Consider the following 23,498-nt stretch of genomic DNA (forward strand, 5'->3'; position numbering starts at 1 on the left):
TACCTTTTTTGCATCGTCAATTCCGGAGGGCGTCGTGATCGATGTGAAACCGCTGCGCTACTTCGTGACCCTTGCCGAAACGCGCCATTTCGGCCGGGCGGCGGCACGGCTGAATCTGTCGCAGCCACCGCTGAGCCGGCAGCTCGCGGCGCTGGAGGCGAGCCTCGGCGTTACGTTGATCAAGCGTAGTCCGCGCAGCGTGACGTTGACCGCGGCGGGCGAGCGCTTCTATGCCGATGCGAAAGCGCTGCTGGCGTCGCTCGAACAGGCGGTCAGTAATGCGCGGGCGGCCGCGCACGGTGAGGCCGGCAAGCTCGAAATCGGCTTCACGATGTGCTCCGCGTACAGCGTGGTGCCTGGCTACGCGCGCGTGTTCGGCGCGGCCTATCCGGAGGTCGAGCTGAAGTTGCGCGAGGTGGTGTCGAACGATCTGGCCGCGCAGGTGCTGGCCGGCCACATCGATGCGGCGATCATGTTTCCGAACGTGCGCGACAAAGGGCTCGAAACGCGCACGGTGTTGAGCGAGCCGTTGTGCGTTGCGCTGTCGCGCGGCCATCCGCGCGCGCGGGCGCGGCGCCTGAAGATCGCGCAACTGGCGGGCGAGCCGTTCGTGCTGGCGTCGGAGGAAGTCGCGCCGAGCCTGCGCGCGACGATCCTCGAACATTGCCGCTCGGGTGGCTTCGAGCCCGACATCCGCTTCGAGGTGCAGTTGCAGCAGACGGTGCTGAGTCTCGTCGATGAAGGGGTGGGGGTGGCGCTGGTGCCGTCGTCGATGCGCAAGGCGCAACTGGCGGGTGTGGTGTTCCGGCCGCTCGCCGACGCACCGACGATCGAGCAGGTGCTCGCGTGGTCGGCGGCGAACCGGAACCCATGTTTGCAGAGGTTTCTGGAGTTGGCGTGAGGAAAATCTTACGATTTTCGTTTACGCGCGCTTGCTTTCGATGGCCTGCAGCAGGGGGCTGCCTAGGGCAATCCGGGTAAAAAACTGCGGAGGCTGAAAACCCGCAGATGCTTGCCGCAACTCGGTTAGTGAAATCGAGCCCGCCAGGCGTCGCGGTTCGTGCAGACTCAACGCAAACCCCTTGGCTACGCCATCGAAGTATTGAAAGAACTCTCGCCGCGTAATACCGCATACGTTAGCGAACCGCCGCCATAAAGTAGAAGGCGCAAGAGAATGCGCTTCACTCACTCGTGCATAGCCAATCACTTGACCTACGGGCAGTTTGACGTAGATCCAGACGACAGTTCCAGCTTTTACGTTCATGGCTCGCCGCCGAAGTTCTACGTGTTTGGTGCCCGCAAGTATGTTTTCCGCGTGCCGTTCTTCAAGTGAGATCAGCACGTGTTCGGGATGTTCCATCGGTAAATCCCTCCGCGAGGATTCCTTGAAGCTGTATGTCATCAATTGCACGGGTTGTGAGAAGGTCGGTCGGACTGCCGCAACCCAGTCGTTGGAGAGTTGAGCGAGGCACTGGGCGTTCAAAATAAACAATGTTATCGAATGCCGCAACGGTTTTTACGAGAGATCGGCCGATTGCCTCGAGTCCAGCGGAGTCTAAAACCGATGGATCGAGATCGGTATTCTCCATGGCTTCCTGAGATTTGAGGTACGCATGCTGTACGCGTGCGATGGCGACAATCGCACCTTGACCGCGATTTTTCTCAGACTCGTAAAAGAGAATGAGGTTACCACGCCTAAATCGCTTGAGCGTGTTCGGGCTGCTGAGATAGTGCCGCTCTTTGTAAAGTTTGGCTCGCGCGTGAGGTAAAAGGCTTTTTTGTGGTGAGTGCGCTAAAAGATGCTCTGCGAAAACACGTTGCAGAGGCGTAACGATTGCAGGTCGGCCGGGTAAGCAGAAGAGTGTCGGCGAAAGCGAAGTTTCCAGCGACATTAACGAGATATGACCTACGTTTCCGTCAGGTCTGATGAAGCGAATCTGCTGGTCGACGCTCAGGTACGCGGGAGGCATATCGGGAAGACGCATCCGGCTAGCCAGAAAAATCTCGTCCATGCGCTGAGCCCAGTTCGATACTGTCACGATGCCGCGCAAGGCCAGCTTGGTGAGCGACGTCTGATCTTCAAGGCCAGCAAAGCCGAGTGCTGAAGCGAGTTCACGTATGAGTGCTTGTTCCGGCGGAAAAACCAGTCTGATCTGCGAGGTATGTCCTGTTGCGGCTTGGTCGATAAGGTGGCCAAGCAGCAGGCGCACCGCATTGCTTGAGCCGGGTTGTTTTTCATCTACAGCCACATGTGCGACAAGATTGTTCGGCTGCATGGTTTTGGGCCAGGCCAGGTATCCGGTCAGAACGTTTTGCGACCAGACGCTATACCGATTGCAGACGCGTTCGTTCGAATCAATACCTGCCCATTCGGCGACGATAGCGGCATCCGAAATGCCGAGGCGCGATAAAAGGTTACGGACTTCGATCTCATCGTCGTGGCTGACAGGTATGATCGAAAGCGGATCGTTCGTACCGGTTTCGAATACCTCTTCTTTAGCGACTTCGGTATTCAGGTCTTTGAATGCACGGGGCGAAATAGCATGGATGCCATATTTTTCGTAGAGTCTGGCTGCTGCATCAAGTATCGAACTGTCGTTCGTGATCAGGCCAGTCAGCCTATGTTGAATGGCAGTAGATAGATGCCGCAAGTCGGATACATCGTTATTTCTGAGCGTACCGGTTCGATGTCGTTCTGGAAATACGATAGACGCGAGCTCTGGTGCTAGTACCTTCCATTCTGCTTCAATCGGTGCGAAGGAAGGAAAAATACGTGCGTAGCTTTGCATGGGGTCGGTCACACCGACGCTTGCTGTGCGGGTGAGCTCCGCTGTGATTTCTGTACTGAGCGCGAGTCGACAGGAGCCTGCTCTCTCCATTCTGAAAAGATCCAGAATTTCTTCGTTTCGGCGCCTCCGCGGGCCGAGATCGAACAATACGTTCAGATCCAGCAGAAATAGTGGAATTTCGGATGAGTAATTCGAATTCAAACCGAGTGGGTCGGCGATATTGAAGCCGCTCGTCGCAAATAGCTGTGGCGTATCAAGTTCATGGCTACGGATAAAAATTGTTCGGTTTTTTGTGTCGCCTCCTCGAGTGATACTTTGAATATAAAATTGCTGCGCCTCCCAGAATCGATTTGCTGCAATCAGATCTTCTGCAACTCTCGCGTAGATCGAGATGAAAGCGTGGTCTGTCAGATATCGTTTGAGATGATTTAGCAGTAAGGTCGCAACTTGTCGCTTTCTGAACGAGGGATCAACGAATACCTGCAGTACGCGACCCTTCGGGTGTCTTGCTTCGAATAATAGATGCCCGGCGTATGAGAGATCGTCACCATTGCGTTCAACGGCAACAAGAAGTTGGTCTTTTAGAGCGAAGTTTTTGAGCATGCCCGACGGAAGAAATCCGAGAGCGTGCCTGTCGCTGTCTGCGGCTCGACTGACCGTTGCAATAAATGGCGCAACGTCGGCATACCGATCGAGAATATGAATAGCGGGATCTTTGGCGATCATTCTGATACCTGGTTTTCAGACGGGCATCGCGAGCGTGCTGCGGTTACCATTCAGTGGCGAGTAAATGAGTGTCGCATGCTGATTGGACGGAGCAGTTCTTGAAGCGCTTGTGAGTTTAAAGGACTCCTCCAAAGATAACATCGTTTAACCTGTCTTAATAAGAAAGACGCGCTGTATATGCTAAATGGATAATTTTTTAATTCGATAATCCATATCGAGATATTTTCACGTCGTTTTTTCTGGATAAATAGGCTATTAGAAAAAATCAACAACCAGCGAATTCGCGATCGTGAGTTATTGAACTCTTTTGTGCTGTTGCCGCCAACGCATGTCAGCCATCGGCTGACTCTTTAGCCGCCTAGCTCAGGCGTGTTATTTCGACCTGGAGCGGAGCCGTTATGTCGACGGCAGGCCATGCGCACGCGAGAAATGGTGTGGAGCCTTTTCGCGCCGTGGGCGCGTGAATACAGCGAGCAACGTCATACAACGCATAGCGGTAAGCGAATGATCGTATGACCGGCGACGGCTGACGCTTTTTGATAGCGGATGACGTTTGATTAAGGTAGCCCAGTCTGTTGAAAGCGCGCCGCGTCTGTAGTACCGGCGGCGCGCTCGTTGAAGAAGCGCGATCCACGCGCCCTTATCGCCCGGTCAACTCTGTGCCCTGCGCCGCGCGATCAGATCGGCCAACCGCTCCGCCTGCTGCCCTTGCGCATCGAAATTGCGCGCGTCGAGCCACTGCGCGTAGCACTCGCGCAGCGCCGGCCATTCGCCGTCGATGATCGAAAACCACGCGGTGTCGCGATTACGCTCGCGATACACGATCGCCTGCCGGAAGATTCCTTCGAACGTGAAGCCATAGCGCAACGCGGCCCGCCGCGACGGCTCGTTTAGCGAATCGCATTTCCATTCGAAGCGCCGATACCCGAGCTTGTCGAACACTTCGCTCATCAGCAGGAACATCGCCTCGGTCGCGATGCGCGTGCGCTTGAGCAGCGGCGAATACGTGACGTGGCCGACTTCGATCACACCGTTGGCCGGATCGATCCGCATCAGCGCGAGCGTGCCGACCGGCTTGCCGGTCGCGAGGTCGATCACCGTGTGATGCAGCGGATCTTTCGACGCCGCCATCCGCGTCAGATGCTCGCGATAGGCGGCGAGGCTGTCGAACGGTCCGACCGTCAGATAGGTCCAGTCGCGGGCATCGGCGGCCGAGCGGTACGCGTCGAACAACGCCTCGGCGTGGCGCTCGACGTCGACCGCTTCAAGCCGGCAATAGCGGCCCGTCAGGGGTTCGCGGCCCGGCGCCTGCGCGCCGTGCCAGTCGGGCACGGGCGCGCCGATCGGCTGGCCGTACGCGTTTTGTCTCGGTTCCATGTCTGTTCTCCTGTCGGTCGATGCGGGCAATGAGGCTACGAGCTTGACTGGAACGATACGGCAAACGTGGTATGTTAAAAAGATCCATCAAACGCCTATTCGATAGGTCCAGTCGCCATGATCGAGATCATTGGACCGCTCGTCCGTGCGGACGCTGCCGCAACCGCTGCAACCGCCACGACCGCTGCGGCTTCGAACGTCGCCGCGCGGCCCGTGCCGCTGCAAAAGCAACTGATCGAACGTCTGCAGCAGGCGATTCTCGCGGGACGGCTGCCGGCCGGGTCGTTGCTGCCGTCGTCGCGGCTGCTCGCGACGGAGATGGGCGTGTCGCGCAACACGGTCGTGATCGCGTACGAACATCTGGCCGCGGTCGGCTACGTGATCGCCGACCGCAAAGGCACGCGCGTGAGCCCGCTGTCGAGCCCGGCCGCGCGCGGCGAGCCGGCGGTGGCATCGATCGTCGTGCCGGAGGTGGCCTACGCGGCGCGCGTCGGCCAGTTCGCCGCGTCGCACCAGGGCGCCGACAATGCGCACGCGCTGACGCCCGGCACGCCCGCGCTCGACCGTTTTCCGCTCGCCGCGTGGCGGCGCGCACTCGAACGGGCGATGGAGCGCGCGTTGCCGCAGGCGCTCGGCTACGGCGCGCCGGCCGGCGAAGCGGCGCTGCGCGACGCGATCGCCGCGCATCTGCGGATGGCGCGCGGCGTGCGCTGCGACGGCTCGCAGGTCGTGATCACCGAGGGCGCGCAGGAGGCGCTGAATCTGTGCGTGCGGCTCTTCACGAATCCGGGCGATATCGCGTGGGTCGAGGACCCCGGCTATCGCGGCGCGAAGGCCGCGTTCAACGCGGGCGACCTGCGCACGCTGCCGGTGCCGGTCGACGCCGAAGGCATGGCCGCGCCCGACCACGCGTGGCGCACGCATGCGCCGAAGCTGATCTACACGTCGCCCGCGCATCAGTATCCGACCGGCGCGGTGTTGTCGGTCGCGCGCCGGCTCGCGCTGATTGCGCACGCGCGACGCTGCGGCGCATGGCTGATCGAGGACGATTACGACGGCGAGGTTCGCCACACCGGCGAGCCGATCGCGAGCATGCAGGGACTCGTCGACGATGCGCCGGTGCTGTACGTCGGCTCGTTCAGCAAGACGATGTTTCCGGCGCTGCGTATCGGCTTCGTCGTGCTGCCGCGCAGCATCGTCGCGCAGACGGCGGCTGCGCTGCGGGAAATGCTGCGCGGCGGGCATCGGCTGGAGCAGCTGGCGCTCGCGCATTTCATCGAAAGCGGCGAGTTTGGGCGGCATCTGGGGCGGATGCGGCGTCTCTATCGCGAGCGCCAGCAGGCATTGCGCGATGCGCTGGCCCGGCATTTCGCGACCGAGCCGATTCTGGGCGGCGATTGTGGGATGCATCTGGCGGTGCGGCTGCCGGCGTCGATCGACGACCGCGAGCTCGCGGCGCGGGCGCAGACGCGGGGGCTCAGTCCGCGGGCGCTGTCGGGGTTCGCGATGGATGCGTCGAACGCGCTCAATGGGCTGGTGATCGGGTATGGCAATACGGCTGCGGAGCGCCTGGGGCCGGCGGTCGAGGTGCTGGCGGAGTTGGTGCGGGAGATGGAGGGTGAACAGCCTACCCAAAAGTCCACCGCAAAGCCCGTCCGACGAGCCTCCCCGCCTACCACTTCAAGCGTGTAATTTTTACGACTGTCCGCGTGGCTCGTGTCGCGCTATCGTGTCGCCTATGCGCGGTAATTCGCAGGGACGAAGCCCCCGTTTTGCCCGCATAAGCTGCTGTTGCCGGCTCGCCGCGCCGTGTGATCGCGCGACAGACGGTGCGCCGCCGCGTCGCTGGCGCGATGCCGGCGTCGGCACGAAGAATGCCTTGAATACGATTATCGATGACGATTTATTCGACCGGAGACGACATGAAGGAAATCGAACCGACCCCGTGGTTTGAGCTTGCCATCCACACACCCGTGCGCGAAGGCTGGTACGAGGTGCAACTGGCGAGCGGGGAGACGGCGTTCGCGAAGTTTGGCGATGGCGTGTGGACCGAAAAACCGCTGCTCATCTTCACGCACTGGCGCGGACTGTCCGCCGATCCATCGAAAGCCGAAGACGGCGCGGCCGAATCGATCAGCGCCGAAGCCACCGCGGCCGAAGGCGTGCGCGCCGCGTGGAACGCGTTCTTCCCGGGCCTCGGCGAAGAGCAGCACAAACCGCTCGACGCGCTGCCGAACGGCAAGGCGCCGCACTGACGGTTGCCTGATGCCGACGGGCGGCGGCTTGCGGGTTGCCGCCCGTAAATCCTCGGCAGTGCGCGAGACGGGCCGCGGTAATTGCGCGCTGTCGCTACGCGGTGCGGTGCGTCGCTCGTGCCGAGTCAAGTCAAGTCCCATCGTCCGCCGTCCTTTCTTTCCCCGCCCGCTACAATCGCGTCATCCCTTCCGACGCGAAACTCCCAGCTATGAACGTCATTCGAGAACCCGTCGAACTGTCGCGCGCGACGCAATTGCTCAATCATGGGCCGGTCACGATCATCACCAGCGCGCACGCTGGCCGCTCGAACGTGATGGCCGCTTCGTGGGCGATGCCGCTCGATTTCAATCCGCCGAAGGTGGTGGTCGTGGTGGACAGCCGCACGTTGACGCGTCGCCTGATCGAAGCGAGCGGCGTGTTCGGGCTGCAACTGCCGAGCCGTGGTTTCGCCGCACAAACGCTCGCGGTCGGCACGCATGCGGGCACCGAGCTCGACAAGTTCTCCGCGTTCGATCTCGAGACTTTCCGCGCGCAAAAAATCGACGTGCCGATGCTGGCCGGCTGCATCACGTGGATGGAATGCAAGGTGATTCCGGACGATAGTCAGCGGCACGATCTGATCATCGGCGAAGTGGTCGCCGCGTATGCGGACAGTCGCGTGTATTCGCACAACCGCTGGCATTTCGGCGACGATCCCGACCTGCGGACATGCCACTACGTGGCGGGCGGCACCTTCTTCGCGACGGGCGATGCGTTCGAGGTGGCGGCGGCGAATGCCGCGTCCGCGCAATCGGAGTGAGCCGGCAGGCGGTTCGTCGATGTGATGTCGACCAAGGCGCCTAAGCCGCGTAGGTGGCCTATTACGAGCGCAGAAATTTCCCCGCCTTCTGTTCGAGCAACGCGACGAGTTCGGGCTGCATGAACGCGTAGTTGTCGGGGATGCCGAGGCACACCACTTTCTTGCCGTTCAGGCACGCGCGAAATTTCGCGGCGAGTCGCGCGGGATGCGCCTTTTCCATCACGAAGACGATGTCGGCCCAGCGCAACTGTTCGGGCGAGAGCGGCACGTCGGCATCGACGGAGAGACCCGCCGAATCGGTTTCGACGCCGGGCCACGTGGCGAATAGCTGCTCTGCCGTCGGACTACGCAGACGGTTCTTGCCGCAGACAAACAACGCGCGTATCACGATGGACCCGGTGTTCAGTCAGTAGCGATGCCGGGCACGCGGCTTAGGGATTGCGTTCGATGCTGCCTTCAGCTTTGCCCTCGGCGAATGCCGTCAGCGCATCCCCCGCAAGACGGTAGCGCACCCATTCGCTCTGCGGCTCCGCGCCGAGCGATTTGTAGAAGCCGATGGCGGGCTCGTTCCAGTCGAGCACGCTCCATTCGAAGCGGCCGCAGCCGGTCTCGCAGGCGATCTGCGCGAGCCGGCGCAGCATCTGTTTGCCCGCGCCGCTGCCGCGCGAGGCGGGCGACACGTACAGATCTTCCAGATAAAGCCCCTGCTTGCCGAGCCACGTCGAATACGAAAAGAAATAGACGCAGAAACCGATGGGCTCGTCGTTCATTTCGCAGATCAGCGCCTTCGTCGGCGAGCCCGTGGAAAACAGGCTTTTTTCGATGTCTTTCACGGTGGCGACGACTTCGTGCTCGGCTTTTTCATAGACCGCGAGTTCGGTGATGAAGCGCAGGATCAGGGCGGCGTCGGAGGTGGTGGTGGGGCGGATGTGGAGAGTCAAGGTCGTATGCTCGATGAGTCGGTTTGCGGTGCGTGCCGGCGATGGCGCGGGCTTTGGGGTAGAGGTACATCGTAGCGTTTATTGCGCGACTGCGTATGGGGTCGTCGGTCGGCGCGTATCGTTGAACATGCGCACTCGGTGACCTATTCGTACGCCGAACCCTCGGCGCACAAGTCTAGCGAATTCAGCCACGGCCTATGTTAGGTGTCGGAGGTGCTTGATAGCCTGAAATCCCGAGAAGATCAATGAGGATTTCTGGATGTCCCAAGTTAATAATGAAGATGGTGTTCGTGTCGTACTAAGTTCTGCCCAACTGGCTGCAGTGCTTTCAAGGCAATCGATCAGTGAAAGCGAAACGCTATCTAACCGTCTATGGGGTGGACTGCAAATCGTCGGTGGCGTACTGGAAATGGTGGGGGCGGCCGCGCTTTGCGCGCTCCCGGATCCCACAATGGCAAGCAAGGCCGGATGTATCCTGTTCGGAGTACATGGTTCGGACACCGCTGGGTCTGGCTTGCGGCAGATGTGGACTGGGCACGATACTTTTACGCTGACGCAGAAAGGGACAACGAAGCTAGCGGAGGCGATGAAAATCAGTCCCGCGATGGCGAACAATATCGGCCTTTCTCTCGATATTGCCGTTCCCTTCGGGTTCGCAGGATCGATCAAGGCCGCTCGCGTGTCTCGTATCGCGGCCGGCGAGGTCAAGTTAAACATGCATGAAGCGAAGACGCTTCACGGGATTGGTGGTCACGCTTCTGAAGCATGTAGGAAAAGACGAGGCCTGGTTGCGGCAAAGACTGAAAGACGAGCCATGGATAAGAGCTGCGACGTTATTTAAAGACCAGAAGACAGCCGAGAACGCCATTTCGGAGGTCTTGATTGCCGAGGCTGCCCGCGTTCGAACGTGGGCACGATCGTCATCAATGAATGTTCCGTTACGCTTAACAAAGCATGTGTCTGGAGATGTGGGCTACGGGGTGGTGAGGAAAACAGATGAGCTTGTCGAAGGAAATAAGGTTTTGGTAATACTTAGGGGCGAAAGATACAATGGTATGCCGTATTACATATTGACAGCATTTATTGATTTGTGAGGCGGGCATGGACGAAAATCCGCTATATCCTGAACTTAATCAACTCTTTGGTGTATATCTCAACGAGGATTGTTCGTACTGGGGCAGCACCATCGAAGCGATCGTGAGCTGCTATAAGAAAGACAGCTCGCGAGAGAGCGTGAAGAACATTCTTGTTGAAATCGAGCACTTCGAGAAAGAGCACGCCGGCAATCTCGATGAAGCATTCGAACAAGCGTATGGCTCTCAGTTTGGTCCTGAGTTGTGGGGGTACACGACGACTTCATTCCTCGACGAACTGAGGCGAATTCTAAAAATTAGGAGCGAATGATTCGCTCCACCGAAATAGTTCACCTTCTGCCTCAATCTTCTTCATTCTGCCTTGACCGCTATGACGGCCACCTTCATGTGTGGGTCGTCTGGCGTTTGCGCGTACTGGCCGGAGGCACGCAAGCAGAGCAGTTGTGACAAATCCCAAAAGATCGCGGATAAAAGTGATCGAGGCCTTTGGCGTTTCTTGCCTGCGCGTTTGCAGCGGCCATCGTGTATCAGTATTTCGTCGTGCATTGCAAATGCGACTCGGCTCTGCAGGGGTGATTTTTTGGGATAAAACCTTATGCCCCGTTTGCGTAGGTTAACAAATCGATGCGGGCGATAATTTCATATTGTGATGAAACAGCTCCTGTCGCGTTCAAGACTGATTGTGTCGTAAGCTTGAACATGCTCCGCTTTCGCATCTGGTGTTTTCGTGCAATCATTCCTTGTCCCTGGCATCTTTCGGGATGCCTTGAACATAGCGCTAATCGAACAGAGAAGCTTCATTTCCAACCCTCCTCTCCAAAATGTAGCCATGAAATCAAAATCAATCGCGCAGTTGCTAATCGTTGCTCTTTTGGGCACCTCGATCACCGCTTTCGCTCAGCCTCACGACGATCAGCATCACAATGACCGCCCGTCGCACGGCCCGCAACGTCCGGGCCCCGACGGACATCCCGGACCGCAAGGCCGTGGTCAAGGCCCGCACGACGCCGACGTGCGTCGTCCGGGCGGCCCGATGCCGCACGCCGACTGGCACAAGGGCGACCGCCTGCCGGCTGAATATCGCGACCGAAGCTACGTCGTCGACGATTGGCGCGGCCATGGCCTCGAAGCGCCGCCGCGCGGTTATCACTGGGTTGGCGTGAACGGCGATTACGTGCTCGCCGCCGTCGCAACCGGCGTTATCGCAAGCGTGCTGCTCTCGGGTCACTGAGTCGCACGGACTGGACTGGTTTGGCAGGGTTTGTTTGCTGATGCGGGATAGCGATTGACTCACCCTGCCGAAATAGTTTAATTTTGCTCCATGGACTTCCACTCTCTCTTCTTCGCTGCCGTCACCACCACGACGACCACCTTCACAGGCGGGTCGTCTGGAGATTGCACGCGCTAGCAGGAAGTATCAGCAGCAGTGGCAAACTCCCAAAGGCCCCGCCGGAAACGGACGGGGCCTTTGGCGTTTCTGGCTTCTCCGTTTGCGGCATTCATCGTGGTAATCGCGACATTCGAACCGACGGAGCATGACCGTGAACGACATCGACCATCGTGTACTAGCTAATAAGCTCGATCTTTTCCATCAGCAGGAAGAAGGCGCCGGCATGGTCTTCTGGCACCCGCGCGGCTGGACGCTTTATCGCGTGCTCGAAGATTATGTGCGGGCACGTATGCGTCGCGCGGGCTTTCGCGAGATTCGCACGCCGCAATTGCTGGCGCGTTCGCTGTGGGAAAAGAGCAGCCATTGGGAGAAGTTTGGTTCTGCGATGTATTCGCTCGCCGATGCCGAAGACGAGCGCGTGCTGTGTCTGAAGCCGATGAGCTGTCCGTGTCATGTGCAGGTGTTCAATCAGCGCGTGCGTTCGTATCGCGAGTTGCCGGTGCGTTATAGCGAGTTCGGTGCGTGTCATCGCGATGAACCGTCGGGATCGCTCGAAGGTTTGAAGCGCACGCGCGCGTTCGTGCAGGACGATGCGCATGTGTTTTGCGCGGCTGCGCATATCGAAGCGGAGGTGGGGCGCTTCTGTGCGCTATTGCGCGACATGTACGCGGATCTCGGCTTTCCGGCGTTCAAGGTTGCGCTGGCGACGCGGCCTGCGTCGCGTGCCGGTAGCGATCAAACGTGGGATCGTGCGGAAGAGGCATTGGCGAATGCCGCGCGTGCTGCCGGACTGACGTTCGATGTACTCGCGGGAGAGGGCGCTTTTTATGGCCCGAAACTTGAATTCCATTTGACGGATAGTCGCGCGCGCAGCTGGCAGTGCGGCACGATCCAACTCGACTTCGTCTTGCCTGAGCGGCTCGATGCGGAGTTCGTGAATGCACGTAATGAACGCGAGCGGCCTGTGATGATTCATCACGCGGTGCTCGGCAGTATGGAGCGGTTCATTGCGATGCTGCTCGAGCATCATGAAGGGTGGTTGCCGGTTTGGCTGGCGCCGGAGCAGGTGGTCGTCGCTTCGATCAGCGATGCGAGTGTGGGATATGCGGAGGAGGTTCTGCGGGCGCTCGACGATGCGGGGGTGAGGGCGGTGCTCGATGGGCGGCCGGAGCGGTTGGAGAAGAAGATTGTCGATGCGAGGGAGATGAGGGTGCCGGTTCTGGTGGTGGTTGGGGCTCGCGATGAGCGGGATCGGACGATTAGTGTTCGGTGGAGGGATGGGGAGAGGTCGGTGGTTGGGGTGGGGGAGGGGATTGAAGCTTTGAAGAAGTTGGCGTTGTCGCCGATATCGTAGAAGTGATAGAGCGTCGGCGATGGTGCTCTGCTCCATTACGAAGGACCTATCCGTAATTTTGTGGGCGAGGCCTATCATGAGAGGTAAAAGTCATGGATATGCCGATGAAGAAGAAACGCACTGTCGCTTCTCAGGCAGCGGCCCGAGGGCCGCTGCCTGCCCTGCCGGAAGGTCTGCTGGATGACCTGGTCAAAGGCCCGATGACGCCCACCGAGGTCCAGGACCTGATGCTGGCATTCAACAAGGACTCATCGAGCGCGCGATGGGCGCCGAGATGAAGGGGGGTGTCAGAATTTCCGTGTTCAAGGCGGGTTGAGATTCACACGGTTGATCGAGTGAATCGGTCTTCGTAGAGGATGGCGAACTGGTTCATGGCCGCCTTCCAGTCATGAGCGGCACGTCCCCAATCGGCTGTGATATTGCGCAGTGCCAGCCAGATGAGTTTCGTGGCCGCCTCGTCGGTTGGGAAGTGTCCTCGGGTTTTGATGATCTTGCGCAGCTGCGAGTTGATATTTTCAATGGCGTTCGTGGTGTATATAACTTTGCGAACTGCCGGCGGAAAGGCGAAGAACGGAATCACGCGATCCCACGCTTTGCGCCACGCCGTGCTGACCGGTGGGAATTTCTGTCCCCATGGTCCGTCGGCAAATTCATCGAGCTGTGCCTGAGCCGCTTCAGCGCTGACAGCGGAGTAGATTGGGCGAATCGCTGCCGCCAGCCCCTTGCGGTCTTTCCAGCTCGCGTAGTCCAGGCTGTTGCGGATCAGGTGAACGATGCAGGTCTGCAATGTGGTCGCCGGAAACACGGCCGACAGTGCCTCGGGCATGCCTTTGAGACCATCGGTTACGGCGATCAGGATATCGTTGACGCCGCGTGTCCTGAGGTCATTGAACACCTTCATCCAGAACTTCGCGCCTTCGGTGCTCTCGATCCACAGCCCCAGAATATCGCGTGTGCCGTCGGGCAGAATGCCCAGCGCAAGGTAGATCGCCTTGTTGCGCACCACGGCGTCTTCGCGGATTTTGACCCGCAAGGCATCGAAGAACACGACCGGATACATCGGTTCAAGCGGCCGGGCCTGCCATGCGGTCACTTCGGCCATGACCTCGTCGGTGACCGAGCTGATGAAGTCGGGTGAGACCTCGGTGCCGTATTGCTCCAGCAGGAAGCCCTGAATCTCGCGTACGGTCATGCCCCGCGCGTACATGGCAACGATCTTGTCGTCAAAGCCCGTGAAGCGCCGCTCATGTTTAGGGATGAGCAACGGTTCGAAGCTGCCGTCGCGATCGCGTGGCACCTCGATGCGGACCGGCCCGTCTTCAGTTAGGACCGTCTTGGCGCCCGTGCCATTGCGCTGGTTGGTGACGGTGGCGGGCTTGACAGCGCCGGGCGCGTAGCCGAGATGATGGTTCATCTCTCCACCCAGCGCCTGCTCGATCAGGGCCTTCTTCAACGCCGGCGTCGCGGCATTGATGGCTTCGGCCGTCATCGGGCCGTTGCCGAACTGTTCAAGCAGTTCGGCGGGAATCGCCGGCAGGTCTGCCGGCGGGGTCTTCGGTTTGCGAGGCATATGTTCTCCTGGAGAGCATCATATGCCTTGAACACGAAATTACTGACAGGCCCTCGCCAGGTGGCTCAACTCGACATCGTGATAACACTTGTGTCATTGATATGTAGTAATGCTGCCGCTATCCGCGACGAAGAAAAGACGAACTCGTCAGCGGCGTCAACTACCGCTCACCGGGTCACACCACGCAAGCAGATCGAATTAGTTTGAAATGCGAGTCGGGCAAAGCCAGCTAGCGACAAAAAGCGACGTCAACCTCAACACCCACGACAACTTTATTCACCGTTCATAACAAAGACCCACATACAACGGTGTCAGGTCAAACTTGACACACGCAGTCCCGCGGAATAAAACAATCAGACCACGGGCAAAAACTCGCCCGCCAACCGTATTCACCCTCGCAGCAACGCATCCGCCCTGTCATCGGGGTATCGCGGCAAAACCACAGTTTCTCGCTAATTCCTTCACCAGCAGCAACACGCAATAACTAGCGGCAATAACCAGTGGCATCGACCGGCAGCACCGCATTCGCTGCCTGCATTGCTCAGGGCAGACCTGGCCCACGTTCTGCTAACCTACGCGCGTTTCTTTATCAAGGATGGAAGATCATTATGTCGAGACAACCTGGTTGGTGCCCGGTTATCGGCGCAATCAGTCTCGTGTTTCTCGCGCTCACCTCGTTGTATCTGGTGATCGGTGGAGCATGGCTGATTGCAATAGGCGGGTCGTGGTACTACCTGATTACGGGCCTCGTGCTCGCGGTAGTGACATGGCTGCTTTATCGTCGCAAGTCCGCTGCGCTCGTGCTTTATGCACTCGTGATGGTGGCGACCGCAGCGTGGGCGCTGTGGGAGTCGGGTTCCGACTTCTGGGCGCTCGCGCCGCGCTCCGGCGTGCTGGTTATCTTCGGCGTGTGGCTTTTGCTGTTCGTCAGTTGGCGGATGGAAGGCGCACGCAAGCTCGGTATGGGTTCGCTCGTCGTTGCATTGGCGGTCTGGGCGGGCGTGCTGACCTACGCACACTTCCATGACCCGCAAACGGTCAACGGCAGCTTTGCCGCCGCGACGGCAGGCCCCGCGGAAACCGGCGATAGCGCCGCCGACTGGCCGGCCTACGCGCGTACCCAGGCCGGCACCCGCTATGCGCCGCTGACCCAGATCACGACGGCCAACGTCAAGGATCTGCAGGTCGCATGGACCTTCCGCACCGGCGACAACAAAGGCCCGAACGATCCCGTCGAAATTACGAACGAAGTTACGCCGATCAAGATCGGCGAGACGCTGTTCCTGTGCTCGCCGCACCAGATCCTCTGGGCGCTGGATGCGCAGACCGGCAAGCTGAAGTGGAAGTTCGATCCGAAGCTGAAGCCGGACCCGTCGTTCCAGCACGTGACGTGCCGCGGCGTGTCGTACGTCGATCTTTCGGCGAGCGCTACCGCTACCGCGCCGACGGCGGATAACGCGTCGGCCGCATCGGCTGCCGCGCCGGATCAGCAACCCGCATCCGCGCCGGCTTTGACTTCCGCGGCCGCCGGGGCCTGCATGCGCCGCATCTATCTGCCGGTCAACGACGGCCATCTGTACGCGCTCGACGCGGAAACCGGCGAGCTGTGCAAGGGCTTCGCCAACGCAGGCGACCTCGACCTCCAGCATCAGCAGCCGGTGACGACGCCGGGCATGTACGAGCCGACCTCGCCGCCGATCATCACGAACGACGTGATCGTCGTCGCGGGTGCGGTCGAGGACAACTACTCGACGCGCGAACCGTCGGGCGTGATTCGTGGCTTCGACGTGCGCTCCGGCGAACTGAAGTGGGTGTTCGACCCGGGCGCGAAGGATCCGAATCAGTATCCGCCTGCTGGTGGTCACTTCACGATCGCGTCGCCGAACTCGTGGGCGCCCGCCGCTTACGATCCGAAGCTCGACCTCGTCTATCTGCCGATGGGCGTGACCACGCCGGACATCTGGGGCGGCAACCGGACGGCGGAACAGGAGCGTTTCGCGAGCGGCCTGCTGGCGCTGCACGCATCGACGGGTAAGCTCGCGTGGTTCTATCAGACGGTCCACCACGATCTGTGGGACATGGACCTGCCCGCGCAGCCGACGCTCGCGGACATCACCGACGTCAAGGGCAATACCGTGCCGGTCGTGTATGCACCGGCCAAGACCGGCAACCTGTTCGTGCTCGATCGACGCACGGGTGCACCGGTGGTGCCGGCGCCTGAGCGTCCGGTGCCGCAGGGTGCGGCGGCCGGCGATCACGTTTCTCCGACCCAGCCGTTCTCGGGGCTGACGTTCCGGCCGTCGAAGGACCTGACCGACGCCGACATGTGGGGCGCCACGATGTACGACCAGCTCGTGTGCCGGATCATGTTCCACAAGCTGCGCTACGAAGGCACGTTCACGCCGCCGTCGGAGCAGGGCACGCTGGTCTTCCCGGGCAACCTCGGCATGTTCGAGTGGGGCGGCATCGCGGTCGATACGGATCGTCAGATTGCCATCGCCAATCCGATTGCGCTGCCGTTCGTTTCGCGTCTGATTCCGCGCGGGCCGGGCAATCCGATTCAACCGGAAGAAGGCGCGAAGGGTTCGGGCACGGAAACCGGAATTCAGCCGCAATACGGCGTGCCGTTCGGCGTGACGCTGAATCCGTTCCTGTCGCCGTTCGGTCTGCCGTGCAAGCAACCGGCCTGGGGCTTTATCTCGGCAATCGATCTGAAGACCAATCAGATCGTGTGGAAGCAGCGCATCGGCACAGTGCGGGATAGCTCACCGATTCCGTTGCCGTTCAGGATGGGGATGCCGATGCTCGGCGGTCCGATCGTTACGGCCGGCGGCGTGGCGTTTATCGGCGCGACTGCCGATAACTACATCCGCGGCTTCGACGTGAATAACGGCCAACTGCTGTGGCAGGCACGTCTGCCCGCCGGCGGCCAGGCCACGCCGATGAGCTATTCGGTCAACGGCCGTCAGTTCGTGGTGATTGCGGCCGGCGGTCACGGCTCGTTCGGCACGAAGCTCGGCGACTACGTGATTGCTTACGCGTTGCCGCAATAAGTCATCGGTAAAGCATGCTTGCGATGCGAGGACGACGCTGTTTCGTCCTCGCATCGCAACGTAAAATCCGCGTCGGGAGTCGGCAAAGAAGCAGCGCCGCTCCCGCGCGTCAATCCTCCGGCAACACCGATTTACTCCGCCGTTTGCGCGGCTTCGGCTCGACACCCACTCGCGGATCGCGAGCCAGCACAAGCGCTGTCATTTTCTCGACCGTGTCCTCGAACGCAGGGTCCTCCTGCGGCACATAAAGCCATTTCCCCAGCACCGGATGCGGCCGTAACGCCGGCACATCGGCGATGAGCGCCGCGTGTTGCTCCCGCGACGTGCACACCAGCAGTCCATTCCACGGCTTCGCGCGATCGGCGGCAATCAGACACAACAGGCCGTCGATATACGCGGCGTCGCTACCGAACATCCGTCGGCGCACGTAGGTCGGATCGCGTTCGAACGCGTCGAGGATCCAGAGTAGGGAATTGCTGATCGAGGAGGGCATCGGCGGAAAATCTCACGAGGCGAACAGGAGTGACGACAAGTTTATGCAAATTCGCCGCACCCGGTGGTTATGTCGGTCGGTGATCGAGCAAGCGCGGCTAGGTACGATAGGCCCAACTTCGGCGACCATAGCGGAACTCGCACAGCCCAGACCATGCAAGCCAATACCGACGCCATTACCGCCTATGCGAAGCGTTTCGATGCCGTCCTCGCCTATATCGATGCGAATCTCGAGGGCGATCTGTCGATCGACGCGCTGAGCCGCATCGCAAACTTCTCGAAGTTTCATTTTCATCGACAGTTTGCCGGCTATGTCGGCGTGCCGGTCGCGCGCTACGTGCAACTGATGCGTTTGCGTCGCGCGGCCCGTCGGCTGGCGTCGCAGGCATCGTGCTCGGTGCTCGACGCCGCGTTCGACGCGGGCTTCGACAGTCCCGAAGCGTTCAGTCGCGCGTTCAAGCGAGTATTCGGCGCGGCGCCGAGCGCGTTTCGACGGCATCCGAAGTGGCATGTCTGGAGTGCGAATTTCGTTGTTCCCTATCTTTCGAGGAAACTGACCATGCAAGTGCAAATCGTCGATTTCGCTGAGACGCGCGTTGCCGCGCTCGAACACCGTGGGGCGCCGGGACTCGTCAATGAAAGCGTGCGCAAGTTCATCGACTGGCGTATGCAAAGCGGACAGTCGCCGGTGTCGTCGAGCAGAACTTTCGGTATCCCGCGCGGTAATCCGGATACGCTGCCGGCGGAGGAATTCCGCTTCGATATTTGTGGAGAGATCGACGAAGCGGTCGCGCCGAATACTGACGGCGTGCGCGAACTCGTGATTCCGGGCGGTCGGTGCGCGGTGGTTCGGCACACCGGATCGACCGACCACATCGGCGAGACGATCTATCCGATCTATCGCGACTGGCTGCCTTCAAGTGGCGAGGAATTGCGGGATCATCCGCTGTTTTTCCAGTACCTGAGCGTTTATCCGGAGACGCCGTTGGAGCAGTGGCAGACGGATATTTTTATTCCGTTGGTGTGAGTGATGGGGTGGTGACGTAGATGGATGTGCTGCCATCTACGCGACGAGTTTCATCCTGATCCTATAGCTAACGGCTGTGAAGGGCTCTAATTTGTTCGTACTTGCCAAGGGTGAACAAGGAGCTATTCGTGCCAAAAAGACAATCCTAGTTTTCGTCTTGCTTCGCTGAAAAGCATCATCAAAGCACACGAGCTCGACCGGTATGACATTCGATAAAGCTAATGGACAACGGATGAAAGCGCGAATTGCGGCTGTGGCTGCAATCCTCCTGTCGATCGGCACCAGTGCATGGGCCGCTGGCCATTCCATCTCGACAATCGATGCAGCAGCGAATAGGGCCGCTGATATCACCCGAACGTGTCGCTTGTCGACTAACAAAACGAAATGCCTGTTATTCGACGTATCGGACCATCCAGGCTATTTCATGGTTGGCGTTCACGAAAAGCATTCGCCTGAGTGCGGTGGCGATCCCGGTTTGGCGCCTGCGTTGTTCTTCATGAAGATCCGTAAGCGGGATGGCTACGTGTCGACCAATTATGAGGATGGCGAGCATTTCAGGCCGTTGTCGACGATAGATTCAAAACAGAAGTGTGACGTGCCATGACTTGTGAGATGCCATGCATAGGCATGGCATTTTCAATGAAAATCAGAGGCATGAAAAAATTAAAGAACTGCTTCAAAGCGACCGATAGCAGATAATGCGGGCGATAGAAAAATAGCAACCCGTGCTGACAACACATCTATCGATTAACAATTATCTAACCAACAGATCGGGAAAATAAAAAATGCGTTTAGCATCGCTTTCAGTTCTCTGCGCTTTCCTTCTCTCCGCGTGCGCGGGTTCGCCAACCATGAACCCTCTCCCCGCCGAGCGTGCACACGATGCCACCGTGGCTCTTGGCGGCGGCGTCAGCGAATTGCAGATCGATACGGGACCGTTCGATATTTCCGCGGAAGCGAAGTCGGATCTTCTCGGTTCCTTTCATGCCGAGATGGCAAAGATCGGCGTGCCGGTCACGGCGTCGGGTACTCCCGTCGTGCTTCACGTCACCGAGTTCAAGACGCGGCCTGTCGCGGCCCGGATACTCTTTGGCGCGCTCTCCGGCAGCGACCATATCAAGGGGACGGTCACCGTCGCGGGAACGGAGTTCGAGGTGGCGGATACGGGCGTGACAGTGGTGGGCGGGTTGGGGGTGGTGGCCAGGAACGTCGGCGTACAGACGGCGGACGGGATTGGACACCTGGCGGGTGCCGTCGCTAGCCAATAAGTGGACGAGCACCGCGGCATGACAGGAACTCTGGAGCTCCTTCCGTTCGAGATCGTCGCAGGCAGTAGCCACGAGGTCGCGCAAAAATTAGACGATGCGTGCGAATGGCTCAGGTCCCTGGGAATCTTCTTGCCCGGAAACCGGTTTGCATCCTACGCCAACACTATTGGCAAGTATCTCGAGTCCAATAAGACGCCAGACGAGGAAAAGGCGCTGCATGAATTAGTCCACGCATTGCGGGAAGCGGGGGACCTGATTCGCATCAAGGCTGCTCTGCGAGACACGGATTCGGAAGACTTTCTCGCGCAGTTGAAAAAGGCCGCGGGCGGACAGGCTTACCAGTGGAATGTCGCAAACGACCCATCGCGAGATTTCGTCTTCGAGCTGTCCGTCGCTGCACGATTCCTCCACGCGGGATGTCATGTGGATCTGACGGGCATAGCGGATCTGGTCGCTCACTTCGAAAACCGGAAGATCTATGTCGAGTGCAAACGGGTCAAATCGAAGGAAAAGCTTCTTACCCGAACCCGCGAGGCCTGCAAACAACTGGACCGCAGACTTCAGGCCGACGGCTCTTCCCGGAGTAAAGGCCTTGCCGCGATCAAAGTGACGGACGCGCTCAATCCGGCTGGCGAGCTACAGATCGGTCCGCGTGTCGATGATTTTCAGGCGATCTGCAATGAGTCGTTGAGTCGGTTCATTAAAGACAACAACGCATTCCTGACGAGTCAGTTTGCCAAAGGGCAATGGGGCATCCTGTTCGAAAACAGCGTGTGCGGTATAGGTTCCGAGGCACGACATCCGGATGATTGGCCATTTACCTTTTGTCGTGGCGCGACGCTCGTTTATGCAAGCAAGGCAAAAGCGCAAATAGAAGAAATGAGGCGACTCGGCGAGCGACTTTGCGACAATTCATTTCTGCAATAAATCTATGAGCGGCCGTTGGCCGCTCCCGCTCATTCGTCGGCAATCGCGAAAGAAGCCAACGTCGAATGACGGCGACTGACTCAGTAGTTCTCAGTCGCCGAAGAATTCGAAGTCGAACCCGATTCCACCGCATCCGACGTTTCCTCGCGCGCGCTCATCGCACCCCCCGCCACCCCCGGCCGCAACATCAACCCACCCAGCACGCCGGCCACCACCGCAAAAATCGCCCCGAACAGAAACGCGACGTGATATCCGCTATTGAGCGCCGCCACCGCATCCGTCGTGGCCGCCATCGCTTCGCTACGCGCGGCCGCCAGACTCGCGAGCACCGCGAGCCCCAGCGCGCCGCCCATCATGAACGAGGTGTTGACGATCCCCGATGCAAGGCCCGAATCGCCCGGATCGACGTCGCTCATCGCGGCCAGCAGCAGCGGATTGAACGCGATGCCCGCACCACACCCGAGCAGGATCATGCCTGGCAGCACGTCGGCGACGAAGCTGCCGTCGACGGGCGCACGCGCGAACAGCGCAAGTCCGCACGCCGCCAGCAGCAGACCCGCCGCGAGCGGTCGACGCAGTCCGAAACGCATCACCACGCGCGCCGATAGCCCCAGCGAAAAGAAGGCCATGATCAGATTCGCGGGCAGGAACGCGAGCCCGACCTGCAAGGGCCGATAGCCGAGCACACGCTGCAGATACAGCGCCGAAATGAAAAACCACGCGAACATCGCGGCTGCCCACAACACGCCGACCACGTTCGCCGTCGCGACATTGCGCAGACGCAGGAGTCCGAGCGGCATCAGCGGATGCGCGACGCGTGCCTCGATCAGCAGGAACAGCGCGAGCAACCCGAGCGCCGCGGCGAGCAGGCCGAGCGTCTGCAGCGAGGTCCAACCCGCCTCGTTGCCGTTGACGACCGCATAGACCGCGAGCATCAACGACGCGGTCACGCTGAGCGCGCCGGCCACGTCGAGCCGTTCGCCGTGCGCGTGTCCGCGCGCGGCCGGCAGCAACGCGAGACAGAGTGCGTACACGGCGATACCGATCGGCAGGTTGACGAGGAAGATCCAGTGCCAGCTGAGCAGGTTCGTCAGCAGTCCGCCGAGCAGTACGCCGATGCTGCCGCCGCCCGCGCATACGAAGCCGTACACGCCCATTGCCTTCGCGCGCTCGCCCGGTTCGGTGAACAGATTCATGATCAGCGATAGCGACACCGCCGAGACGATCGCGCCGCCGAGTCCCTGCACCGCGCGCGCGGCGATCAGCAGGATCTGCGTGTTCGCGAGTCCGCAGGCCAGCGACGCCAGCGTGAACAACGTGATGCCGCCGAGAAACAGGCGTCGATGGCCATACAGGTCGCCGAGCCTGCCGCCGAGCAGCAGGCAACCGCCGAACGTCAGCATGTACGCGTTGACGACCCACACGAGCGAGGTTTCGCTGAAGCCGAGATCGGCGGCGATCGACGGCAGCGCGACGTTGACGATCGTCGTGTCGAGCACGATCATCAGTACACCGAGACATAGCACGATCAGCGCGAGCCAGCGCTGCTTGCCGTGAAGGGAATGGGTCATGCGGGCGCTCCTGTGCCGCGAGGCGTCGGATCGGGGCGGCCGGAACAGGCAATTCGGCACATTCCGGCCATGACCGACGATCGGCTTTCGAGTCTAGCACCCGCGTATTTCGGGTCCAACTACGAAATCCAGGGCGGGCGGCGCGCTGCAATGCAACGCGCCGCTGTGCGTCAATCTCGATCAATCGCCGCCGAGAATCTCGTACTTGCCGCCGCGTTCGAGCGCGCGCTGATAGGCGGGCCGCGCGTGAATGCGCTGCAGAAACGCCGCGATCGCCGGCCATTGCGATTGCGCGTCGCTACTGCCGCGCGCGCTGGCCGCTTCGAGCGGAAAACTCATCTGCACGTCGGCGGCGGTGAAGTCGTTGCCGGCGAACCAGCCGGTCTTGCCGAGTTCCTTGTCGATGTAGCCGAAATGCAGCCGCAATTGCGGATCGACGAAACTCGCCTGCAGCGTCGAGGCGATTTTGCGCGCGATCGGCTTCGCGAAGAACGGCATCGGCGCGCTGCCGATTCGCTGTGCAACCAGCTTCAGCAGCAGCGGCGGCATCGCCGAGCCTTCCGCGTAATGCAGCCAGTACGTGTAGCGCAGACGCTCCGGCGTGCCCGGCGGCGGCGCGAAACGTCCGGCGCCGTAGCGCTCGACCAGGTATTCGACGATCGCGCCGGACTCGGCGATCGTCAGCCCGTCGTCGGTGATGACGGGGGACTTGCCGAGCGGATGCACGGCGCGCAACTCGGGCGGCGCGAGCATCGTCTTCGGGTCGCGTTCGTAGCGCTGGATCTCGTACGGTACGCCGAGTTCTTCGAGCAGCCACAGCACGCGCTGCGAGCGCGAGTTGTTCAGATGATGGACGGTGAGCAT

At 60.2% G+C, this 23,498-nt stretch carries 23 protein-coding genes and 1 pseudogene; 15 read left to right on the forward strand and 9 right to left on the reverse strand.

All coding sequences use genetic code 11. The features are described 5' to 3' along the window. The first annotated feature begins 34 nt into the window (after positions 1–34). The gene (locus HHL14_RS28150; protein WP_169500878.1) at positions 35–901 is read left to right on the forward strand and encodes a LysR family transcriptional regulator; all 867 of its coding nucleotides are present in this window, start codon (positions 35–37) and stop codon (positions 899–901) included. A 21-nt stretch (positions 902–922) separates the two neighbouring features. Here the strand turns inward: HHL14_RS28150 and HHL14_RS28155 are convergent, their stop codons facing one another. From HHL14_RS28155 to HHL14_RS28165, 3 genes are all read right to left on the reverse strand, one after another. Further along, on the reverse strand, positions 923–1,360 hold the full coding sequence (locus HHL14_RS28155) for a transcriptional regulator (RefSeq protein WP_169500879.1): 438 nt from the start codon (positions 1,358–1,360) through the stop codon (positions 923–925). After that, positions 1,326–3,515, reverse strand: coding sequence for a GNAT family N-acetyltransferase (locus HHL14_RS28160; protein WP_169500880.1), 2,190 nt, complete (start codon positions 3,513–3,515; stop codon positions 1,326–1,328). The genes HHL14_RS28155 and HHL14_RS28160 overlap by 35 nt, the downstream gene beginning before the upstream one ends. A gap of 651 nt (positions 3,516–4,166) precedes the next feature. After that, positions 4,167–4,892, reverse strand: a complete 726-nt coding sequence (locus HHL14_RS28165; RefSeq protein ID WP_169500881.1) for a GNAT family N-acetyltransferase — start codon at positions 4,890–4,892, stop codon at positions 4,167–4,169. Between the two features lie 117 nt (positions 4,893–5,009). Here HHL14_RS28165 and pdxR point away from each other — a divergent pair, with 117 nt between their 5' ends. The 3 genes from pdxR to HHL14_RS28180 all read left to right on the forward strand — a co-directional run bounded on the left by pdxR (position 5,010) and on the right by HHL14_RS28180 (position 7,947). Beyond that, positions 5,010–6,584, forward strand: a complete 1,575-nt coding sequence (gene pdxR, locus HHL14_RS28170) for a MocR-like pyridoxine biosynthesis transcription factor PdxR (RefSeq protein ID WP_169500882.1) — start codon at positions 5,010–5,012, stop codon at positions 6,582–6,584. Between the two features lie 230 nt (positions 6,585–6,814). Further along, on the forward strand, positions 6,815–7,147 hold the full coding sequence (locus HHL14_RS28175; protein ID WP_169500883.1) for a hypothetical protein: 333 nt from the start codon (positions 6,815–6,817) through the stop codon (positions 7,145–7,147). Positions 7,148–7,356: 209 nt separating this feature from the next. Continuing rightward, a complete protein-coding gene (locus tag HHL14_RS28180) occupies positions 7,357–7,947 on the forward strand; it encodes a flavin reductase family protein (protein WP_169500884.1) in 591 nt (196 codons plus the stop codon). Positions 7,948–8,008: 61 nt separating this feature from the next. Here the strand turns inward: HHL14_RS28180 and HHL14_RS28185 are convergent, their stop codons facing one another. Continuing rightward, positions 8,009–8,335, reverse strand: a complete 327-nt coding sequence (locus tag HHL14_RS28185) for a low molecular weight protein tyrosine phosphatase family protein (RefSeq protein ID WP_169500885.1) — start codon at positions 8,333–8,335, stop codon at positions 8,009–8,011. 43 nt (positions 8,336–8,378) lie between these two features. Next, positions 8,379–8,888 (reverse strand): GNAT family N-acetyltransferase, encoded by a 510-nt coding sequence (locus HHL14_RS28190; protein ID WP_169500886.1) that lies wholly within the window; start codon positions 8,886–8,888, stop codon positions 8,379–8,381. 259 nt (positions 8,889–9,147) lie between these two features. On the opposite strand from HHL14_RS28190, the gene HHL14_RS28195 reads away from it, so the two are divergent. The 6 genes and pseudogenes from HHL14_RS28195 to HHL14_RS28215 all read left to right on the forward strand — a co-directional run. Beyond that, positions 9,148–9,729, forward strand: a complete 582-nt coding sequence (locus tag HHL14_RS28195; RefSeq protein WP_329601745.1) for a hypothetical protein — start codon at positions 9,148–9,150, stop codon at positions 9,727–9,729. After that, on the forward strand, positions 9,635–9,982 hold the full coding sequence (locus HHL14_RS33865; RefSeq protein WP_329601743.1) for an RNase A-like domain-containing protein: 348 nt from the start codon (positions 9,635–9,637) through the stop codon (positions 9,980–9,982). The genes HHL14_RS28195 and HHL14_RS33865 overlap by 95 nt, the downstream gene beginning before the upstream one ends. A 7-nt stretch (positions 9,983–9,989) precedes the next feature. Continuing rightward, a complete protein-coding gene (locus HHL14_RS28200; protein ID WP_169500887.1) occupies positions 9,990–10,292 on the forward strand; it encodes a contact-dependent growth inhibition system immunity protein in 303 nt (100 codons plus the stop codon). 417 nt (positions 10,293–10,709) lie between these two features. Further along, positions 10,710–11,213 carry an RcnB family protein gene (locus tag HHL14_RS28205; RefSeq protein ID WP_329601742.1) on the forward strand — a complete coding sequence of 168 codons (504 nt, stop codon included), beginning with the start codon at positions 10,710–10,712 and terminating at the stop codon, positions 11,211–11,213. 310 nt (positions 11,214–11,523) lie between these two features. After that, positions 11,524–12,726, forward strand: a complete 1,203-nt coding sequence (gene thrS, locus HHL14_RS28210; protein WP_169500888.1) for a threonine--tRNA ligase — start codon at positions 11,524–11,526, stop codon at positions 12,724–12,726. A 92-nt stretch (positions 12,727–12,818) separates the two neighbouring features. Next, a pseudogene (locus HHL14_RS28215) lies at positions 12,819–13,003 on the forward strand (IS256 family transposase); the annotation flags it as partial. Between the two features lie 42 nt (positions 13,004–13,045). Here HHL14_RS28215 and HHL14_RS28220 read toward each other — a convergent pair. Next, entirely contained in the window at positions 13,046–14,296 is a 1,251-nt protein-coding gene (locus HHL14_RS28220) for an IS256 family transposase (RefSeq protein ID WP_169500889.1), read from the reverse strand. Positions 14,297–14,904: 608 nt separating this feature from the next. Here HHL14_RS28220 and HHL14_RS28225 point away from each other — a divergent pair. Further along, complete coding sequence (locus tag HHL14_RS28225; protein ID WP_169500890.1) at positions 14,905–17,349, forward strand: glucose/quinate/shikimate family membrane-bound PQQ-dependent dehydrogenase; 2,445 nt, start codon at positions 14,905–14,907, stop codon at positions 17,347–17,349. A gap of 109 nt (positions 17,350–17,458) precedes the next feature. Here the strand turns inward: HHL14_RS28225 and HHL14_RS28230 are convergent, their stop codons facing one another. After that, positions 17,459–17,842 carry a hypothetical protein gene (locus HHL14_RS28230; protein ID WP_169500891.1) on the reverse strand — a complete coding sequence of 128 codons (384 nt, stop codon included), beginning with the start codon at positions 17,840–17,842 and terminating at the stop codon, positions 17,459–17,461. A 153-nt stretch (positions 17,843–17,995) separates the two neighbouring features. Between HHL14_RS28230 and HHL14_RS28235 the strand changes: the two genes are divergently transcribed. The 4 genes from HHL14_RS28235 (at position 17,996) to HHL14_RS28250 (ending at position 21,063) form a co-directional block, all read left to right on the forward strand. Beyond that, positions 17,996–18,868, forward strand: a complete 873-nt coding sequence (locus HHL14_RS28235) for an AraC family transcriptional regulator (protein WP_169500892.1) — start codon at positions 17,996–17,998, stop codon at positions 18,866–18,868. Positions 18,869–19,070: 202 nt separating this feature from the next. Continuing rightward, the gene (locus HHL14_RS28240; RefSeq protein WP_169500893.1) at positions 19,071–19,472 is read left to right on the forward strand and encodes a hypothetical protein; all 402 of its coding nucleotides are present in this window, start codon (positions 19,071–19,073) and stop codon (positions 19,470–19,472) included. A 247-nt stretch (positions 19,473–19,719) separates the two neighbouring features. Continuing rightward, positions 19,720–20,136, forward strand: coding sequence for a hypothetical protein (locus HHL14_RS28245; RefSeq protein ID WP_206002562.1), 417 nt, complete (start codon positions 19,720–19,722; stop codon positions 20,134–20,136). Positions 20,137–20,154: 18 nt separating this feature from the next. Further along, entirely contained in the window at positions 20,155–21,063 is a 909-nt protein-coding gene (locus HHL14_RS28250) for a hypothetical protein (RefSeq protein WP_169500894.1), read from the forward strand. 80 nt (positions 21,064–21,143) lie between these two features. Here the strand turns inward: HHL14_RS28250 and HHL14_RS28255 are convergent, their stop codons facing one another. Together HHL14_RS28255 and HHL14_RS28260 are read right to left on the reverse strand one after the other, a co-directional pair. After that, positions 21,144–22,634 (reverse strand): MFS transporter, encoded by a 1,491-nt coding sequence (locus HHL14_RS28255; protein ID WP_169500895.1) that lies wholly within the window; start codon positions 22,632–22,634, stop codon positions 21,144–21,146. A gap of 180 nt (positions 22,635–22,814) precedes the next feature. Continuing rightward, on the reverse strand, positions 22,815–23,498 hold the full coding sequence (locus HHL14_RS28260) for a glutathione S-transferase (protein ID WP_169500896.1): 684 nt from the start codon (positions 23,496–23,498) through the stop codon (positions 22,815–22,817).

It is taken from the genome of Paraburkholderia antibiotica, assembly GCF_012927125.1.
GTDB lineage: Bacteria > Pseudomonadota > Gammaproteobacteria > Burkholderiales > Burkholderiaceae > Paraburkholderia > Paraburkholderia antibiotica.